Raw genomic sequence first — 20,132 nt, 5'->3', positions numbered from 1 at the left:
AAGGTAAACTTGAAACAAATGAAAGAAAACGCTTACAATATTATTTTTTGATACTATTGAAGCGATTAAGGGAGGACTGGGTTCGATGCCTTTAAAACGATCGGCGCGGGCACCGTGGTCAAAAGCGATGATTCGCTCACAACTTGAAGTCGTGGATCAATTGCGACCACCTTCGCTCGTATTGACAAACGCCACATACTTAAACGTGTACGTGAAACAGTGGAAACAGGCCAACATATGGATTGAAAACGACCGCATCGTTTACGTCGGACCAGACGTGCTGGATTCGGCCGTCGAGACGGTCGACATGACCGGGAAATATATCGTACCAGGTTACATCGAGCCGCACGCGCATCCGTTCCAACTTTATAATCCGGCGACGCTGTCGAAGTATGCAGGCGAGCGGGGTACGACGACGCTCGTGAACGATAACATGCTTCTTTTTTTACAAGACAAGGAGCAAGCGTTTGCGCAACTCGAGGCGATTCAACAGCTCCCGACGAGCACGTATTGGTGGGCTCGGCTCGACACGCAAACCGAGCTCGACCGCGACAGCGTCCTCGTCGACTCGGAGCGCGTCCACGCTTGGTTCAATCATCCTGACGTCGTCATGGCCGGAGAATTGACGGCTTGGCCGCGTACGTTAAAAGGTGACGATGAGATGCTCCAATGGATGCTCGACGCGGAGACGTGCGGTCTCCCGGTCGAAGGACATTTCCCAGGCGCGTCCGCGAAGACGTTGACGAAGATGGCGTTGATGGGTGTTCACAGCGACCATGAGGCGATGACGGCGAACGAGGCGTTATGCCGACTCGAACATGGTTATACGACGACGCTCCGCCATTCGTCGATCCGTCCCGATTTGCCGGGCATGATCCGCGGGTTATTGGACGCAGGTCTCGAAGCGTACGACCACTTGATGGTGACGACGGACGGTTCGACCCCTGGGTTTTATCAAGACGGCCTTCAGGACGCGCTCGTGAAGATTATGATCGAGGCGGGTCTGCCTGCCATCGAGGCGTATCGGATCGTGTCGCTCAACGTGGCGCGGCATTTCGGACTCGATCACGTCCTCGGCTCGATTGCGCCGGGACGGATCGCCCACCTGAACATCCTCGATGCGATCGATGAGCCGCGTCCGTCGGCCGTCATCGCTAAAGGCCAATGGATCTACCGGGACGGGGCCTCGCTCTTCCCGAACGAACTCATCGAGGCGGCGCTCGCGCTCATGCCGGCGACCGACGTCACGATCGACTTGACGCCAAACGATTTATCGTTCAGCATGCCGGTCGGTCTCGATATGGTCAACTCGGTCATCATGAAGCTGTTTAAAATCACACACGACACCGGTCAAGACGAACTGCCGCGCGACTGCGACGAATCGTTCTTGATGCTGTTAGATAAAGAAGGAAAATGGCGGCTCAATACGGTGCTGAAAGGGTTCGCCAACGATTTCGGCGGTCTTGTCAGCTCGTATTCGATCAGCGGCGACTACTTGATCCTCGGGAAGTGTAAACAAGACATGTTGATGGCGTTCGAACGGATGAGAGAGCTCGGCGGCGGGATCGTCCTCGTCGACAGAGGGGAAATCATCGCGGAGATCCCGTTACCGCTTTGCGGGATGACTTCGACAGAGCCGCTCGAACAATTGATTGTCCAAGAACAACGGTTGCGTGCCGAGCTGATTGCCCGCGGCTATCACTTCGAGGACCCGGTCTATACGTTGCTGTTCCTGGCGTCGACCCACTTGCCTTACGTCCGGGCGACACCGCTCGGTATATACGAAGTTATGAAAAAACAAATACTATTTCCGGCGATTTTACGATGAACAGTTGAGTCCGAGCCGGTCGTGCTTTAGAATGATAAAGAAGTACGATGAGAGAGGATGCTTGCGGATGCAACTCGATAAATTACGAGGACGAGAGCTCGATCAGCTTTTTGAAGCGATTTTGAAGCTCGACACACTCGAAGACTGTTATCAACTATTCGAAGATTTAGCGACCGTGAACGAAGTGCAGGCGTTGTCCCAACGGTTAGAAGTGGCGCGCCAAATTCGTGAAGGCAGCACGTATCATAAAATTGAAGAAGCGACAGGTGCTTCGACGGCCACGATTTCCCGCGTCAAGCGTTGCTTGAATTACGGGTCAGGTGGCTATGATCTTGCCCTTGAACGTCTACAACAATCAGAAGGTGACTCGTAAGAGTCATCTTGTTTTTGATGGAGAGGAGGGGCGAGATGCAAGATAAGTTCATGAAGCGAAATTTACAGCTATTTTTCCGGAAATTGACGCCAGTCCAGACGCTCGTTTTAATTTATAGCGCGGCGGTCGTCCTTTCCGTGGTTTTATTGGCTCTGCCGATCGCAAGACAACCTGGTGTCACCATCACGTTCACCGATCTCGTCTTCTTCGCGGTCAGTTGCGTCAGTGTCACCGGACTCACCCCGATCGTCGTGACCGATACGTTCTCGACGTTTGGACTGTTCATCATTTTATTCATCGTTCAAGTGAGTGGGGTCGGTTTGATCAGTCTCCACGTCATCATGTGGATCTTGCTCGGGAAACGGATCGGATTCCGCGAGCGCCAGTTGATTTTGCGCGACCAGAACCAGACGTCGATGTCTGGCATCGTCAAATACATCGCGGAAATCGTCATTACCGTTATCGCGATCGAAGCGGTAGGGGCGATCCTGCTCGGGGTCCATTACTTAAACTACTTTGACACGGCCGGAGAGGCGTTCCTGCAAGGCTTATTCGGTTCGATCAGTGCGACGACGAACGCCGGGTTCGATATTACCGGCAGCTCGCTCGCACCGTTCCGTGAAGACCCGTTCGTCATCTTCACGCAAATCGTGCTCATGACCGGCGGCGCGATCGGCTTCCCAGTGCTCGTCGAGATCCGGACGTACTTGACGAACCGGATCAGTCGCAAGAGTGAGAACTTCCCGCGTCGTTTTTCTTTGTTCACAAAGTTGACGGTATCAACGTTCTTCAGTTTGATCGCCGTAGGTACGGTCGGTCTGTTCTTGTTCGAATACAATAACGCGTTCAAAGATTTACCGCTTTGGCTCGCGCTTTCCGATTCGTTGTTCCAGTCCGTGACGACGCGAAACGGAGGGCTGTCGACGGTTGACGTCAACTTGTTCTCCGAAGGCAGTATGCTGCTCTTATCCATCTTGATGTTCATCGGGGCCTCGCCGTCTTCTGTCGGCGGGGGGATTCGGACGACGACGTTCGCCGTCGCCGTGCTCGGGGTCATCGCGTTCATTCGCGGGGACTCATCGATCAAGGTGTTCGGACGTGAGATCGTGCTCGAAGATATATGGAAAGCGTTCGTGATCATCACGGTATCGCTTGCTGTATTACTGACCGGAGTGTTGATTCTCACATTCTTTGAGGACGCATCGCTCACGCGCATTTTGTTTGAGGCGTGTTCGGCGTTCGGGACGACCGGGCTCTCGGTCGGGCTCTCGTCGGAGTTTAGCAATGTCGGCAAATGGGTGCTCACCATTCTCATGTTCATCGGTCGGATCGGTGTCATCGCCTTCATCTTGCTCTTGCAACGGAGACAGCCGAAGCGAATGTACAACTATCCGAAAGAATCGATTATTTTAGGTTAAGGAGATTGTGACATGAAGGCATTTTGGATCAATTTCGGTTACGTGTTCGCTGTTCCGGTGTTGCCGTTTATCGCTGTTGTGAACGGGACGGCGCTTTGTTCGCCGGATTCACCGCTACTCGATATCCCTGTGCTTGGCTTTTTCTTGGCCAACCCGCTCTGGTTCGTCCCGGTCTATGGTTTGTTCGCGCTCCTCGTCGCCAAATGGTTGACGGAGCGCGAGCGTAGCCGGACCGCACGTACATGACTTGCTTCGGCAAGTCTTTTTTTTGTCCAACAGATGCAACATGTCCTAAAAATCGCTACACTAGAGAAGGTATCGAATGGAGGGAAGATGGATGGATTTTCAGACGTGGCGCCATGTGTTTAAACTGGACCCGAACAAACAGCTCGATGAATCGGCACTTGCCGCGCTCGTCCGTTCAGGTACGGACGCGTTTCTCATCGGTGGTACGGACGGGGTCGATGCGGAGAACACGTTCGCCCTTTACGCACGGCTGCAAGGTTACGGGATTCCGGTCGCGCTCGAGATGAGTCATCCTGAACACGCCATCCGTGGATTCGATCATTACTTTATCCCGACGGTGTTGAACGCCGGCACCGTCGATTGGGTCGTCGGTCATCAAATGCGGGCTTTCGAACGGTACGGCCATCTGTTTGACTCAAACAACGTAACCGGGCAAGGGTATATCGTCTTGAATCCGGAGGCGAAAGTGGCCGCTGTGACCGGGGCGAGAGCAACGTTGACGCTTGAAGAAGTCGTCGCCTACGCGGAAACAGGTCATCACCTGTTCCGTCTCCCGTCGCTTTATCTCGAATATAGCGGCACGCTCGGTTCACCTGACGTCGTCAAAGAAGTGAAGCTGGCTTTACCCGATGCCCACGTGTTTTATGGGGGCGGCATCGACGGGAGCGACACGGCCCGGATGATGGCCGAATACGCCGACACGATCGTCGTCGGCAATATCATTTACGACAATCTCGAAGGGGCGCTTGCGACTGTGCAAGTAGTCCGTTAAAATAAGAACAAATGTTTGGAAATAAGGAAGGATACCCCCTATGTATAACTTAAGCGAAGAATTAGTCAAAGGCATGAACCCGCCACAAGCAGAAGCGGTCAAATATACAGACGGTCCGCTCTTGATCATGGCTGGTGCCGGATCAGGTAAGACACGTGTGTTGACGCATCGCGTCGCCTATTTGATGGCGTCGAAACAGATCGCGCCATGGAATATTCTCGCGATCACGTTCACGAACAAAGCAGCCCGTGAGATGAAAGACCGGATTGCCCGTCTCGTCGGCGGCGTGGCAGACGACATTTGGATTTCGACGTTCCACTCGATGTGTGTGCGCATCTTGCGCCGCGACATCGACCGGATCCGTTACGACCGTAACTTCTCGATTTTGGATTCGTCCGATCAGCTCACGGCGATCAAGCAAGTGCTCAAAGAGTTGAACCTCGATCCGAAGAAGTACGAGCCCCGGACGTTACTCGGCATGATCTCGAACCATAAAAATGAACTGCGCACAGCGAAAGACGCGGCCGGACTCGTCGGCAACAATCCGTACGAAAAAGTCATCTCGGACGTCTACACGGCGTATGAGAAGAAGCTGAAACACAACAACGTCCTCGACTTCGATGACCTCATCATGAAAGCGATCCAGTTATTCGAAGAAGCCCCGGACGTGCTCGCGTTCTATCAGAAGAAGTTCCAATACATCCACGTCGATGAGTATCAAGATACGAACCGGGCCCAGTATACGCTCGTCAAGATGCTCGCGGCCGCTCACGAGAACCTATGTGTCGTCGGTGACTCGGACCAGTCGATCTATCGCTGGCGCGGGGCCGACATCGCCAACATTTTGACGTTCGAGAAAGACTATCCGAGCGCGCACGTCATCTTGCTCGAACAGAACTATCGGTCGACGAAACGGATTCTAGAAGCGGCGAACGGGGTCATTAAAAACAACTCGAGCCGTAAAGACAAAAACTTATGGACCGATAACGACGAGGGAGAGAAACTGCTCATCCACGTCGCCTCGGACGACCGGGACGAAGCGTTCTTCATCATCAACGAGATGAAAGAACTGCGTCAAGAAGGCATCGAATACGGCCAGATGGCCGTCTTATATCGGACGAACGCTCAGTCGCGTGGTCTCGAGGAAACGTTGCTCAAGTCGAACATCCCATACAAGATGGTCGGTGGCACGAAGTTCTATGAGCGTAAAGAAATTAAAGACATTCTGTCGTACTTGCGCTTGATCGCCAATCCGGACGAGGACCTCTCGTTCGTCCGCGTCGTCAACGAACCGAAACGCGGCATCGGCGCGGCGACGGTCGATAAGCTCGGCGACTTCGCCGGTATGCAAGGCGTCTCGCTCATGGAAGCGATTCGCGACATCGAACTGTCGGGCATCGCGCCGCGAGCGGCGACGAAGCTGACCGAGTTCCGCCAGCTCATGATCGACCTTCGGCAAATGGCAGACTATTTGTCGATCTCTGAACTGATTGAAGAAGTGCTGAAGAAGTCAGGCTATGAAGAGATGCTTAAAATCGAGAAGACGCTCGAAGCCGAGAGCCGCCTCGAGAACTTACAAGAATTTCTCTCGGTCGCTCAAAACTTTGAGAAGGAGAGCGAAGAGCAGACGCTCGTCGCCTTCTTGACCGATTTGACGCTCGTCTCAGACCTTGACTCGCTTGAAGAGGTCGATGAGTTGCATCAAGTGACGCTCATGACACTTCACTCGGCGAAAGGGCTCGAGTTCCCGGTCGTCTTCTTGATCGGGATGGAAGAAGGGTTGTTCCCGCACAGCCGTTCGTTGAATGACCCGGAAGAGATGGAAGAAGAACGCCGTCTCGCCTACGTCGGCATCACCCGTGCCGAGAAGCGCCTGTATTTGACACGGGCCCAGTCGCGCATGTTGTACGGACGCTTCCAAAACAATCCGGAATCCCGTTTCTTGCACGAGTTGCCGGAAACGCTGCTCGAACGTTCCGGCAAAGCGAAGAAAGCGATGCCGTGGAATCCGGTCGAATCACCTGGGAAGTTGCCAGTCAACGGGTTCAGCTCGAAACCGAAACCAAAAGTCGCCCAATCGTCCGGTGCCGAGTCGATGAGCTGGCAAGTCGGGGATAAAGCGAATCATAAAAAATGGGGACAAGGGACGGTCGTTCAGACACGCGGCGAGGGCGATCAGCTCGAACTTGATATCGCCTTCCCGCAAGTCGGCATTAAGCGCCTGCTTGCCAAATTTGCCCCGATCGAAAAAGCGTGAGGTGATCGTATGGAGATGACAGAACACGTCGAAACGTTACGACAAAAGTTGAACCAATACGGCTATGAATATTATGTGCTTGACCGGCCGAGCGTCCCGGACGCCGAGTACGACCGGCTCATGAACGAGTTGATTCAAATCGAGACGGACTATCCGGAGCTTAGGAGCCCGGATTCGCCGACGCAACGCGTCGGCGGCGCCCCGCTCGATGCGTTCGTGAAAGTGACGCACGATACCCCGATGCTCTCGCTCGGCAACGTGTTCTCGAAAGACGATTTGATCGAGTGGGTCGAGCGGATTGAAAAAGATCTTGGCTATGCCCCGTTGTTCGTCGCCGAGCTGAAGTTCGACGGTCTTGCCGTCTCGCTCAAATACGAAGACGGTCGCCTCAAGCGCGGGGCGACGCGTGGAGACGGGACGACTGGTGAAGACATCACGCAAAACTTGAAGACGATTCGCACGATCCCGCTCCGTCTGAATGAGGATGTGACGTTCGAAGTGCGCGGCGAGGCGTATATGCCGAAACGTTCGTTCGAACATTTGAACGACGAGCGGGAACGCCTTGGGGAGCCGTTGTTCGCCAATCCGCGTAATGCGGCCGCGGGGTCGCTGCGTCAGCTCGATTCGAAGATCGCGTCGTCACGAAATCTCGCCTTCTTCGCGTATGGGCTCGTCTCAAACGATGAGCTCGTCGCGTCACATGATGAGTCGCTCGAATACTTGAAGCGTCTCGGGATCGCCGTGAGCGGGGAATATACGACATGTCGGACAGCGGACGAGCTGTGGGACTATATCGAGATGTACGTGACGAAACGTTCAGAACTTCCGTATGAGATTGACGGGATCGTCATCAAAGTCGCGGCTTACGAAGAACAAGAACAGCTCGGTTTTACGGCCAAGAGTCCGCGCTGGGCCGTCGCCTATAAATTCCCGGCCGAAGAAGTCGTCACGACGATCGAAGACGTCGATTTCAGTGTCGGACGGACGGGGAAAGTGACGCCGCGGGCCCGGTTCGCGCCGGTCGCGGTCGCGGGATCGACCGTGACGTACGCGACACTCCATAACGAAGACTTCATCAAAGAGAAAGACCTTCGGATCAACGACCGGGTCGTCATTAAAAAGGCCGGGGACGTCATTCCGGCCGTCGTGTCCGCACTCGTCAGCGAACGGACCGGGAACGAGGCAGAAATCGTTTTCCCGACCCGGTGCCCGGCTTGTGAGTCCGAACTCGTCCGCTTAGACGGTGAGGCGGATCATCGCTGCGTCAACCCGGAATGTCCGGCCCAACTGCTCGAAGGGCTGATTCATTTCGTGTCGCGACCAGCGATGAATATCGACGGTCTCGGTGAAAAAGTCATCACCCAGCTTCATGAGGCTGGCCTCGTCCATAACGTCGCCGATTTGTACGTCCTCGAGCGAGAAGCACTCCTTGATTTAGAACGGATGGGTGAGACGTCAGTGACGAACTTGCTTGCCGCAATCGAACAATCGAAACAGAATTCGCTTGAACGGGTGTTGTTCGCCCTCGGGATTCGTCTCGTCGGTCAGAAAGCGGCCTCACTCATCGCGGAGCGGTTCGAGACGATGGACGCGATTATGGACGCCTCGGTTGAAGCGTTGATCGGGATTGACGGGATCGGGACGAAGATGGCGGAATCGATCGTTCTTTACTTCGAGAAGCCTGAGGCGCGTGAACTCGTCCGTGAACTCGATACGGCCGGTGTCAACTTGACGTTCAAAGGAGTGAAGCGGTCCGTCGCCGCCGACGCCCCGCTCGCTGGTAAGACGGTCGTCTTGACCGGGAAGTTGTATGAGATGACACGCGGTGAGGCGGGAAAACGATTAGAACTCCTCGGCGCGAGCGTGACCGGAAGTGTCAGTAAGAACACCGATCTCCTCGTCGCTGGCGAGAAGGCAGGTTCAAAACTGTCGAAAGCCGAAGCGCTCGGTGTCGAAGTATGGGATGAATCGAAACTGCTCGCCTTTTTAGCGGAACACGTCTGAACGGAAGACCCTCAAAGAAGCGAGGGTCTTTTTTCATTGACCTGATTTATAAAAATCTCAGTATATGGACGGATTCACTAAAGTGGTGGACGGGTAATGAATAGTAACAACAAAATTGTAAAATTTTTCTGCAACCGAGGTACTCTTGACACCACGACTCGTGCACACTCACCCTCTATCTCCCCTCCGTGCCAGAGCGCTGTCGTCGGGACATTTTGTCACTGATGGACATACATCTTAGAGGAGGGGACCACCATGCGTAGCGCCACCAAACGGTTCACGGCATTCATCACGTTATTCGTTTTACTCATCGGCATGTGGGCACCAAACGTTCTTTATGCAAGCGACACGACGGAAACGAGCACGCTGTACGTCCAAGTCGATCTCACCGCTGAAGAGCAAGCGATACTAGACGAAGCTAGTCTTGTCTATGCCGATATTACGTATTATGGGGTTCGCGAGACCGCGGACGTCTGGCGTTTTATCGTGGACGTTCAAGCAGTCGAGACGTCCTTGATTGATCAAGTCACGTTATATAACGAGGAAGGCGTGCCGTACTCGTTTACGCCAGCAGCGATTACAGCTGAGCTACCGATTGAAGAGCTACCGATTGAAGAGCCAGCGCTCGAGGTGACAGAATCTGGTGTCACCGACGAGAGCAGTGAACCAGTGAGCGAAGTGGCAGAACCTGATGTCACAGACGAGAGCAGTGAACCAATGAGCGAAGTGGCAGAACCGGCAACCGAAGCACCGATGATCGAAGAAGTCGCGGCGACGACGGTCGAACCAGCGGTCGCAATCGGACTTGAAGTCGGCAAAGAGGCGAACATCGACCAAGCCGTCGTCGGAGGGAGCATCCCTTATACGTTCGTCATCGAGAACACGGGCGATGCGACGTTGACGATCACGTCGATTGAAGACGAGTTTTTCAGCGGTGGGATTCAAGACGATGCCGTCACTGCTTTCAACGAGGAAGTACGCAGCAAGTTGACGGCGCTCATCGGTGACGATGGTCTCGCTTCCGGCGAACGCGTCGAAACGACTGTAATTCTCGATGTGCCGAGCGACTACGACCAAGTGATGCATCCTGAAGTTGGGAACATCTTCCGTGTCGCTGCGACTGATGAATCGGGTCGTGTCGTTAACGCCGAAAGTCAGCAAATCGTTTTGCTCAACCGGCTCGATTTCACGGTCACGAAAGTCGCAAACCCGCAAACGGTTCATCCGGGCGAGACGATCCTCTATACGTATACGCTCACGAATACGTCGAACGTCACCCTTTACTTCGTCGACGTGGTGGAAGAGTGGACGAGCGGCGCTTTGACGGTGAAAGAACAACGCGAGACGACAGAGGTGCTCCGCGACGGGATGCGAGCGCTCGCTGAAGTCGAGAACGGATTGATTCCGGGCGAGGAAGTCGTGCTCGAACTAGAAAAAGTGTTGCTGCCGTCATACGATGTTCGAGCCGGGGGGATTTTGACGAACCGGGTCACGTTCACGTTTGAAGTCAACGAGGCAGCTCGCGTCTCTCGGTCGGCGGAAACGACAGTCCACGTCAAACAAGCGATCCCGGAACGGGAAGACGAGGAAGCATACGTACCAGAACCGACCACGCCCGTGTCACCTGAGCAAGGCACATTGCCAATGACCGGCACGACCGAGACGTGGGCTACTGTGATTGGCCTCGTCTTGATCGTACTCGGCCTATTGTTCTTCACACACCGGCGCCGGCCGTCTTCAAAAACTTGATCATACGTCCTTCGATGAAAGTCGAGGGACGTATTTTTGTGATTCTCGACTGATTCCGCTTCGACACTTTTTTCAACAGACGATTTTGTTATAATGGACGAAGTGTATAACGAATTGATTCGTCAAAGGAGTTTGGACATAGATGAAATGGAAACAAATAATAATCCCCGCCCTCGCCGCGACGGTATTTCTCGGTGGGTGTTCAATGAAAATTCCGATGGGGGAAGAAGAAGTGACGCCGACCGGGAACGAGACGACGTCAGAAGGTGTCACACAAGCGATTGAAGCGCGTGACTCGTATTACCAGATGGTGATTCCGTTCAAGCCGGCAGCAGCGCGCGGGCTCGCCCAACGCCAAGTCAGCTCATCGCTCGAACTAGAAGAAGTCGAGCTTGGTCTCATGCGCCATTCGACCGGCGCGTTCGCCCCTGAACAATACGTTTATCAAGAAGGGCAATTATTGAAGGCTGAAGACGTCTCTCGTCTGCTCGGACGAAAAGATAAAACGTCTGAAGGCCTGACACCGCTCAACCCGGCCTATGCGAACGGGACGGCAGAAGTGGCAGAGGACAAGTTCGTTGAAGAAAACAAGAAGTCGCCGCTCTATTTGGCGTCGCTCATCGAACAAAACTATATGACAAAGACGGATAGCGGATATCAACTCGATGGCGTCTCATTCGCCCTCATTTTGAACCGTGAGTACGTCTTTCAGGCCCCGAACTTCGGTCCGACCTATACGGAAAAGTTAGATGCGAAAAAAGTCATCGCAGAAGGGGAACGGATGGCAAATGAACTCGTCGCACAACTGCGGAAGCGTGAAGACTTTAAGGGTCTTGACATTAACGTTGCCCTATACATGAAGTCGGCGCAAGGGTCACCGACACCGGGCAATTATGTCAAGTCAGCGTTCGTCGGGGAAGGTGCGGAAGTAGCCGCGTCTGATTGGAAAGCAATCGACGAGAAGTACTACTACTTCCCATCGAATACGGCGACGACCGAAGTGCGTGATGACGCACAGAAGTTCACGTTGTTTAGCGACCGAATCGCTGATGTCTTCCCTGACTTCAGCGGTATGATCGGTAAAGGATTCTATCAGAACGGTGACTTGTCACGCATCGAGATCGACATCCCGATTCAATTCTACAGCCGGGCCGAACTCGTCGGTTTCACGCAACACGTCGTCGGTTTGCTTGAGAACCGTTGGGAATACAATCGGAACGTCCCGGTGCGTATCAATGTCACCTCACTCGGTGGCACACAAGAAGTGACGATCGTGTTCGAAGAAGGCATGGATACACCGAAAGTTTACTTTTAACAGAAGAGGTGCTTCGTAATGAAACGAAGCGCCTCTTTTTTTCGTATGTATTGTAACGAGGAAAATCTTTGACCTTCTTTGACCAAATCGGTAGAATAGACTTAACAGAAACGGGAAAGAATAAGGTGAGGTGAATCGAGATGACGAAAAACTACTATGACGTGCTTGGCGTGTCGAAACAGGCATCCGACCAAGACATTAAGCGAGCTTATCGAAAACTAGCGAAACAATATCATCCGGATGTGAATAAAGAGCCGGGGGCACAAGATCAGTTCAAAGCAATCCAAGAAGCGTTCGATGTGTTGAGCGACCCTGACAAGAAAGCGAATTATGACCGTTACGGCAGTCCGGAAGGCCCGACGTTCGGTCAAGGGACGTATGACGGTGACGGATACGGGGAAGGTTCGGCGCAATTTGAAGACTTGTTCCGTCAGTTCGGTGGCGGATCACGCACGACGTCGCGGACGTTCGGATTCGACGACATGTTCGGAAGTTTCTTCAACCAAGCGGTAGAAGAAGATTTAGATGAGACGGTCCGGGTCAACGTGCCGCTCAGTCAGTTGACGAGTGATTCGAAAGTGAGTTTGCGCCTGCAAACGGGTACGGTCAACGTGAAGATTCCGCAAGGCGCCCATGAGGGCCAAAAACTTCGACTGAAAGGCAAGAGTAGCAAAGTCGGTCAATCAGGCGACCGGGGCGATGTGTACGTCGAACTCCATTTCACCGATGACGAGACGTATCGACGAGAAGGAGCGAACGTCATCACCGTCAAACGGTTGCGGCCACTCGCTTTCCTAGACGGTACCGAAGTCGTCGTGGCCACGCTCGACGGCGGCCGCGTCAAGCTGAAAGTCAAACCGGGCTCACGTCCGGGCCAACGGATGCGGATTCCGGGCCGCGGTTTCATGACGGCTTCAAAAGTCCGGTCCGACTTGTTCATCCAACTCGAGGTCGACTTGCCGCTCGACGCCGCCCACCGGTCTGTTTATGAACAACTAGAACGCTGAGCATAAGGAGGAAACAACATGGATTTCAATCGATTTACAGATAAAGCGCATGAAGGAATCGTCAGTTCGCAAGCACTTGCTAAACAGTATCATCATAGCGAGATGAATGAATGGCACGTCCTCGCCTCGATGATTTCGCAAGCTGATGGCATCATTCCACTGTTGTTGCAAAAGATGGAGTTGAACGTCGCGGAGATCGAGGCAGAGGTCGCGATGGCACTCAAGAACGCACCGAAACTTCAAAACCCGACGACACCGATGATCTCGGCCTCGCTGCTTAACGTGTTGACGACAGCTGAGCGTGAAGCGACCGGTATGAGTGACGAGTACGTCTCGGTCGAACACATCTTGCTCGGCATCCTTCTCAACAAGAGCCAAGCGCAAGCGATGCTCGAGCGCAAAGGCGTGACCGAGGACAAGTTACGCGAGGCGCTCGTCGCCGTGCGCGGCAACCGACGCATCACGTCGAAGTCACCGGAAGCGACGTACGACGTCTTGACGAAGTACGGCCGTGATTTGATTCAAGAAGTGAAGACCGGAAAGATCGACCCGGTCATCGGGCGCGACAGTGAGATTCGCCGCGTCATCCGCATCTTGAGCCGGAAGACGAAAAACAACCCGGTGCTCATTGGGGAGCCAGGGGTCGGGAAGACGGCGATCGTCGAAGGGCTTGCCCAGCGTATCGTCCGCGGTGACGTCCCGGAAAGCTTAAAAGACAAGACGATATTTAGCCTCGACATGAGCTCGCTCGTCGCCGGTGCCAAATATCGCGGTGAGTTCGAGGAACGGTTACAAGCCGTCTTGAACGAAGTAAAAGAGGCGGAAGGGAAGATCATCCTCTTCATCGACGAGTTGCACACAATCGTCGGGGCTGGTAAATCGGAAGGCGCGATGGACGCGGGCAACATGCTCAAACCGATGCTCGCCCGCGGTGAACTTCACTGTATCGGCGCGACGACACTCGATGAGTATCGCCAATACATCGAAAAAGACCCGGCGCTCGAACGGCGCTTCCAGCAAGTGCTCGTCGATGAGCCGGACGTTGAAGACACGGTCTCGATTTTGCGCGGATTGAAAGAACGCTTTGAAATCCATCACGGTGTCCGCATTCATGACAACGCGCTCGTCGCGGCGGCTGTCCTGTCGAACCGCTACATCACCGACCGATTCATGCCGGACAAGGCGATCGACCTTGTCGATGAATCGTGTGCGATGATCCGGACCGAGATGGAATCGATGCCGGCTGAACTCGACGAACTCGTGCGCCGCGTCATGCAACTTGAAATCGAAGAGGCCGCTTTGAAGAAAGAGAGCGACGAGGCCTCGAAAAAACGTCTCGACGTGCTCCAGCAAGAACTCGCCTCGACGCGTGAACAAGCGGATGCACTCCGTCTGCGCTGGGAGAACGAGAAAGAGTCGACACACCGCGTGCAGCACATCCGCGGGGACCTCGAGAAAGTGAAGCTCGAACTGCAAGAAGCCGAGAGCCGCTACGACTTGAACCGGGCTTCCGAGTTGAAGTACGGACGGATTCCAGAGCTCGAACGTGACCTCGCCGAAGCCGAACGTCTCGCCGGCTCAGTGACGCGTGAACTCGTCCGGGAAGAAGTGACGGAAGAAGAAATCGCCGAGGTCGTCTCGAAATGGACGGGCATCCCGGTGACGAAGTTGACAGAAGGTGAGCGCGACAAGTTGCTCAACCTCGAGACGGTGCTGCATCAACGTGTCTTCGGACAAGATGAGGCGATCCGACTCGTCAGCGACGCCGTCATCCGGGCCCGGGCCGGCATTAAAGACCCGAACCGTCCGATTGGATCGTTCCTCTTCCTCGGTCCGACCGGGGTCGGGAAGACCGAACTCGGGAAAGCGCTCGCCGAAGCGATGTTCGATTCTGAAGACCACATCGTCCGTCTCGACATGAGTGAGTACATGGAGAAACATGCCGTATCTCGCCTCGTCGGGGCACCTCCAGGATATGTCGGCTACGAAGAGGGCGGTCAATTGACAGAAGCGGTGCGCCGCAGCCCGTACTCGGTGCTCTTGCTTGACGAAGTCGAGAAAGCGCACGCCGACGTGTTCAACATCTTGCTACAATTGCTCGATGACGGTCGCTTGACCGATTCACACGGTCGCGTCGTCGACTTTAAGAACACGATCGTCATCATGACTTCAAACATCGGGGCCGATATTTTACTCGAGGCCGCGAAAGACGGTGTCATCGATGAAGAGGAAGAACGTCAAGTCATCGAGCGGCTCCGTCGCCACTTCCGGCCGGAGTTCTTGAACCGGGTCGATGAAACGATCTTGTTCCATCCGCTCACGCGCGCCCAAATCGGACAGATTGTCGAGAAAGCGGTCGCTCGGATGGGCAGCCGCTTGACGGCACGCTCGATTCGGATCGAAATCTCGGACGCGGCGAAAGCGTTCATCGCCGACGAAGCGTACGAGCCACAGTTCGGCGCCCGTCCGATCAACCGTTACGTACAACGGACGATCGAGACGAAGCTCGCGCGCAGCATTCTCGCCGGTGACGTCGAGGATGGTCAGACCGTCATGATCGACGTCGAGAACGGAGAATTGACGCTCCGTCCGACGACGGTGGCGTACTAAACAATAAGGAGCACAGGCCGAGGCCTGCGCTCCTTATTTCGCGTGTTCAGGTTGATACGTGCAATACGGTTCCTCTGCCTTATAGTCGCCGGTGACGGCGTAGGCTCGGGCACGCGATCCGCCGCATAAGTAACGGTATTCGCAGTAGCCGCATTTGCCGCCGTGCGTGTCCGGGTCACGCAGCGTCTTGAACACCGGATGTTCCCGATAAATCTCGGCAAGCGGTGTCGTTTTGACGTTGCCGCAGTTGATCGGCAGGAAGCCGGACGGTTGAACATCACCGGTGTGAGAGATGAAGACGAAGCCGTTGCCGTCATTCGTCCCGCGTGGCGCTTTGGCGAGGTCGTCATGTGGATGACCGATCGGCGCGAGTCCTGCGTCTTTCCGTTTTTGATTTTCTTGCCGGGCGACCCGGCGATAGAACTGGGCCTCGGTCGTCGAGATGATGTATGGCACATGTTCTTGCAGCGCGAACGCCCAGCGCAGCACGTCCTCATGTCGTTCCGGCGAGATCGGTTGCAGGAGCGAGCCGCGACCGGTCGGGACGAGGAAGAACAGCGTCCAGACCGAGACGCCGAGCTCACCAACGAGTTTCGCGATCTCTGGCAGTTGGTCGACGTTGTACTCGGTCACGGTCGTATTGATTTGGAACGACATGCCTTCCTCCCGGAAATAGGAGATGCCGCGAATCGTCCGCTCGAAGCTGCCGCGTGTCCCCCGGAAATAATCGTGCGCTTTCGCGTCGGCACCGTCGAGTGAGAACGCCCAGCGTGTCAACCCGGCCGCTTTGGCCCGTCTGACCGCGTCATGAGTCACCCGTGGCGTCGCTGATGGAGTCATTGAGACGCGCATGCCGAGTGACGCCGCGTATTCAGTCAACTCGAACAAGTCTTCACGCATGAGTGGGTCGCCGCCTGTGAAGACGAGAATCGGGTTGTCCATCGCGTAAATGTCACGAATGAGCGCTTTGCCTTGCGCCGTGTCTAATTCATCCGGGTAACGATGGTACTGCGCCTCGGCCCGGCAATGGACGCAAGACAAGGCGCAGGCGCGCGTCACTTCCCAGATGACGATGAACGGGTTCTCGTTGTAATCAATCCGTTTCATGAGCGCACCGCCTGCTTCGCCGTCATCGCCCGCATGACGGCCTGTTTGGCGGAATCGACACAGTCGGGAAGCCCGACCCCGTGTAAGATCGCCCCGCACGCCTCGACGCCATCGAGAGCGGCCAAGGCATGTTCGAACGCGTGCACATGTTGCTTATGACCGACCTCGTATTGTGGCATCGTATCGACGTGGCGCTCGACTTTCGTGAAAAGCGGTGTCCCGACGTGTTGAATTTTGCGGAGCTCGTTTAACGCAAACTCGGCGATTGCTTGATCCGTTGCGGCTAATAAGTCGGGAACGTGATCGGAACCGATATAGACGCGCAAGAGCGCCTTACCTTTCGGTGCCATGTGGGGCCATTTCTTATGCATCCAACTGCAGGCGGTCAACGCATTGGCTTCCGCTTTGGCGATGACGTAACCTGTCCCGTCGAGTGACGCCACATCTTTCTCGTCGAACGCCGCGAGGACGGTGATCGATGAGGTGCGCTTCAATTGAGATAATCGCTCCGCCTCGGGGATTCCGAGGATCGGGCCGAGCGCATTCGGCGAAGTCGCTAAGATGATGCCGTCAAACTGTTCGATCGTGCCGTCCTCGAGTTCGATCTCATGAGGGCGGACCGAGGCGACACGGGTGCCGGTGTAGAGGCGGTCGATCGACGGACGGAGCGCCTCGATGAGGATTCCGAGCCCGTTTTGTAACGATAAAAACTTCCCGGCCTCACGCGGTTTCACTCCGGCTTGTACAGGCGGCGTGAGTGCTTTCATGCCGAGAATCAAGCTGCGTGTTTTTTGTTCAATCGTGATAAACTGAGGGAAAGTAGACTCGATGCTCATATCTTGAAGCGTCCCGTTATAAATGCCTGACAGGAGTGGTTCGATCATCGATTCGACGACTTCAGAGCCGAGCCGGGTCCGGAAAAACGTGTCGAGCGAAATGTCTTCGCCCGCATAGACGCGGGGGAGCACCAAGTCCATCCCGGCCCGAGCCTTTCCACGCCACGTGAACAGGTCGGTCTTCACCATCGGCCAAAATTTCGTGGGGATGCCCATGACAGAACCGTTTGGCATTTGCCGTAACTTGTTGCGAACGTATATGTAAGACGTGCCGGTCTGTGAACGAACGAGCTGTTCATCAAGACCGAGTTCGGTGATGAGCTCGGTCAACGTCGGCTTTCTGGCCATATAACCGTCGGGACCGCATTCGAGTACAAATCCGTCCCGATAAACCGTCTTGATTTTCCCGCCGACCCGATCACTCGATTCATAGAGTGTGACGTGTGCACCGGCCTGTTTCGCATAGTAGGCAGCGGCCATACCCGTGATGCCGCCCCCGATAATCGCAATGTTGTTCAATTGATTCACCCATTTCTATATAGTCTTCGAATTAACCGTACCGAGAATATGGGTGTAGACATAGGATAAGTATCACACGGTTCTAGACGAAATTGTCACGGATGAAAGGGAGGGGCGACTATGGTTTGGTTCGGCATCACAGCTTCGATTGTCGTCGTTGGGATTGTCGCATTCATCGCCGCGATGAACCGACATGGAGAGAAGCTTGCCGGGGATGAGGAAAGTCCGCCGGTCATTTGGGCCGACGAAGACTGGTACAAGCCAGGATCGTCCAAAGATGACGGTCCGCCTGATGGCTAAGCTTGAGAAGATATGATAAGATGAGCCGGTTGTAAACTATCGGATATGAGGTGATTTTGATGAACGTATTAGAACAGCAGTTGGCGCATTTGGTCGACGAGTGTCGTCCGTATACGGCTCAAGGAAAAGTTGCGGATTATATCCCTGAGCTCGCACATGTCAAGGATGACTTGCTCGGCGTGGCGATTTGCCTGCCTGACGGTTCTTACATCCATGCGGGTGATGTCCATCATAAGTTTACGATTCAAAGCGTCTCGAAAGCACTCGCGCTTTGTTACGTATTGATGGAGTTCGGCGAGGACTTCGTGTTCTCGAAAGTCGGGATGGAGCCTACGGGTGATGCGTTCAACTCGATCGCCAAGCTCGAAGAGACCGTGCCATCGAAACCACTCAATCCGATGATTAACGCCGGGGCGCTAGCCGTCACGAGCATGATATTAGGGGATACGGCGGAACTTAAAATTTATCAGTTCCGTCAATTTTTAGCGACGTTACTCGGCGTGCCGGTCGAAGAAGTGACGTACAACGAAAAAGTCGCCCGCTCGGAATACGAGACGACCGACTTGAACCGGGCCTTGCTTTATTTCATGCGCCACCACGGCATCGTGGAAGGCGACGTCGATGAGATCATCGACGTCTATACGAAACAATGTGCCATCGAGATCGACTGTTTTGAGTTGGCCCGCATCGGACGGGTGCTCGCGGGCAACGGGGAAGACCCGGTCACAGGCGAAGAGTTGATTCCGCGCCGGGTCGTCCGCATCGTCAAAGCGATCATGACGACTTGTGGCATGTATGACGCCTCCGGTGAGTTTGCGGTCCGTGTCGGTCTGCCAGGGAAGAGCGGGGTGTCGGGTGCGATTCTCGCGACCGGGAAGCACGAACTCGGACTGAGCGACGTCGGCTTCGGGATTTTCGGTCCCGCGCTCGACTCAAAAGGCAATTCGATTGCTGGTATGAAGCTACTCGAACTACTCGTCGAACGCTACACGTCACGCTAGAGCTTGATGGCGTCGACAGAAGCGTCAAGTTGCTCGTGCAGTGTGTCGATGAGTCGTTCATACGCCGAAACGTATTCGGTCGGCGGTGAAAAATCGGTCCAGCGCAGCAGCAATTGATGACGGTCATTCATCTCACCGAGCTCGGTTTGGAGCCGTTTCAACTTTTGGACCTGGTCTTTCGAGGCCTTTTCTTCGTAGTTTATCAAGTACTCGTGCAAGTAGCGTTCACGCTTCACGGCGAGCCGGACTTTATGGAGTGCCTCGAGCCGGTCATGCTTTGATGTGGCGTGGTGGTGGGACTCGACGCGGCGTTTCCGCTCCGATTTTGCCTTATCGAGAAACGCTGAGGCGTCTTGCTTCTTTAACGAGCGATACAATTGACCGCCGATGAAGCGGCGCACTTGTTGGTCGAGCGACGGCGTCATCTTTTCGGTGACGCGCGAATTTAATAACGTCCGGTCTTTGGCGCGGTTCGCTTCCATGTGATCGGCAAACGCCTGCTCGAGCCCGGTCTCGATTGCGAGACCTTGGAGCAACACGTCCCCGTCACGGACCGCGCCGAGCGCTTCCATCAGCTGTTTCAATTGCCGATACGTGGAAGGTTTCGTTTCGTACAGTTGCATGAACGTCAGCAACTTGCGCAAATGGACCCGGGCCTGATGCACGTCTTCTGTGTTTTGAAAGGTGAGCGCTTCGGTCATATAATGGTTGAACGTATTCCATGTTTCCAATAGTTCGTACTTTAGCTTCTCTGCATTCCGTTGATTCATCCGAATTTGTTCCTTTCTGA

The 20,132-nt window shown here is 54.6% G+C and carries 16 protein-coding genes; 13 read left to right on the top strand and 3 right to left on the bottom strand.

Annotation, left to right across the window (positions count from 1 at the left end):
* Positions 1-85: 85 nt before the first annotated feature.
* From KNP77_RS06025 to clpB, 11 genes are all read left to right on the top strand, one after another.
* Positions 86-1,828, top strand: a complete 1,743-nt coding sequence (locus KNP77_RS06025; RefSeq protein ID WP_214889214.1) for an adenine deaminase C-terminal domain-containing protein — start codon at positions 86-88, stop codon at positions 1,826-1,828.
* A gap of 67 nt (positions 1,829-1,895) precedes the next feature.
* Complete coding sequence (locus KNP77_RS06020) at positions 1,896-2,201, top strand: YerC/YecD family TrpR-related protein (protein WP_016509246.1); 306 nt, start codon at positions 1,896-1,898, stop codon at positions 2,199-2,201.
* Between the two features lie 35 nt (positions 2,202-2,236).
* Positions 2,237-3,619: a TrkH family potassium uptake protein gene (locus tag KNP77_RS06015; RefSeq protein ID WP_083274110.1), complete on the top strand. Its 1,383-nt coding sequence runs from the start codon at positions 2,237-2,239 to the stop codon at positions 3,617-3,619.
* A 12-nt stretch (positions 3,620-3,631) separates the two neighbouring features.
* Positions 3,632-3,865: a hypothetical protein gene (locus KNP77_RS06010; RefSeq protein ID WP_016509263.1), complete on the top strand. Its 234-nt coding sequence runs from the start codon at positions 3,632-3,634 to the stop codon at positions 3,863-3,865.
* A gap of 91 nt (positions 3,866-3,956) precedes the next feature.
* Positions 3,957-4,637, top strand: coding sequence for a heptaprenylglyceryl phosphate synthase (gene pcrB / locus KNP77_RS06005; RefSeq protein WP_131508244.1), 681 nt, complete (start codon positions 3,957-3,959; stop codon positions 4,635-4,637).
* A gap of 40 nt (positions 4,638-4,677) precedes the next feature.
* Positions 4,678-6,894 carry a DNA helicase PcrA gene (gene pcrA, locus KNP77_RS06000; RefSeq protein WP_131508242.1) on the top strand — a complete coding sequence of 739 codons (2,217 nt, stop codon included), beginning with the start codon at positions 4,678-4,680 and terminating at the stop codon, positions 6,892-6,894.
* A 9-nt stretch (positions 6,895-6,903) separates the two neighbouring features.
* Complete coding sequence (gene ligA / locus KNP77_RS05995) at positions 6,904-8,898, top strand: NAD-dependent DNA ligase LigA (RefSeq protein ID WP_131505115.1); 1,995 nt, start codon at positions 6,904-6,906, stop codon at positions 8,896-8,898.
* A 255-nt stretch (positions 8,899-9,153) separates the two neighbouring features.
* Positions 9,154-10,647: an LPXTG cell wall anchor domain-containing protein gene (locus tag KNP77_RS05990; RefSeq protein WP_214889212.1), complete on the top strand. Its 1,494-nt coding sequence runs from the start codon at positions 9,154-9,156 to the stop codon at positions 10,645-10,647.
* A 205-nt stretch (positions 10,648-10,852) separates the two neighbouring features.
* Complete coding sequence (locus tag KNP77_RS05985) at positions 10,853-11,962, top strand: CamS family sex pheromone protein (protein WP_236633753.1); 1,110 nt, start codon at positions 10,853-10,855, stop codon at positions 11,960-11,962.
* Between the two features lie 140 nt (positions 11,963-12,102).
* Positions 12,103-12,969 carry a DnaJ C-terminal domain-containing protein gene (locus tag KNP77_RS05980; protein WP_070328816.1) on the top strand — a complete coding sequence of 289 codons (867 nt, stop codon included), beginning with the start codon at positions 12,103-12,105 and terminating at the stop codon, positions 12,967-12,969.
* 18 nt (positions 12,970-12,987) lie between these two features.
* Complete coding sequence (clpB, locus tag KNP77_RS05975; protein ID WP_214889209.1) at positions 12,988-15,579, top strand: ATP-dependent chaperone ClpB; 2,592 nt, start codon at positions 12,988-12,990, stop codon at positions 15,577-15,579.
* Positions 15,580-15,612: 33 nt separating this feature from the next.
* Here the strand turns inward: clpB and KNP77_RS05970 are convergent, their stop codons facing one another.
* Positions 15,613-16,686, bottom strand: a complete 1,074-nt coding sequence (locus KNP77_RS05970; RefSeq protein ID WP_070328818.1) for a TIGR04053 family radical SAM/SPASM domain-containing protein — start codon at positions 16,684-16,686, stop codon at positions 15,613-15,615.
* A complete protein-coding gene (gene hemG, locus KNP77_RS05965) occupies positions 16,683-18,050 on the bottom strand; it encodes a protoporphyrinogen oxidase (protein WP_214889206.1) in 1,368 nt (455 codons plus the stop codon). The genes KNP77_RS05970 and hemG overlap by 4 nt, the downstream gene beginning before the upstream one ends.
* 111 nt (positions 18,051-18,161) lie before the next feature.
* On the opposite strand from hemG, the gene KNP77_RS05960 reads away from it, so the two are divergent.
* Together KNP77_RS05960 and glsA are read left to right on the top strand one after the other, a co-directional pair.
* Positions 18,162-18,341 (top strand): hypothetical protein, encoded by a 180-nt coding sequence (locus tag KNP77_RS05960; RefSeq protein ID WP_070328819.1) that lies wholly within the window; start codon positions 18,162-18,164, stop codon positions 18,339-18,341.
* Between the two features lie 59 nt (positions 18,342-18,400).
* A complete protein-coding gene (gene glsA, locus KNP77_RS05955; RefSeq protein ID WP_070328820.1) occupies positions 18,401-19,342 on the top strand; it encodes a glutaminase A in 942 nt (313 codons plus the stop codon).
* On the opposite strand, the gene KNP77_RS05950 is transcribed toward glsA, so the two are convergent.
* On the bottom strand, positions 19,339-20,112 hold the full coding sequence (locus KNP77_RS05950) for a CHAD domain-containing protein (protein ID WP_131490662.1): 774 nt from the start codon (positions 20,110-20,112) through the stop codon (positions 19,339-19,341). The genes glsA and KNP77_RS05950 overlap by 4 nt on opposite strands.
* Positions 20,113-20,132: the final 20 nt, after the last annotated feature.

It is taken from the genome of Exiguobacterium sp. s142 (assembly GCF_018618455.1).
In the GTDB taxonomy this organism is placed as follows: Bacteria; Bacillota; Bacilli; order Exiguobacteriales; family Exiguobacteriaceae; genus Exiguobacterium; species Exiguobacterium aurantiacum_A.
This window is presented reverse-complemented; position numbering and strand designations above follow the sequence as displayed.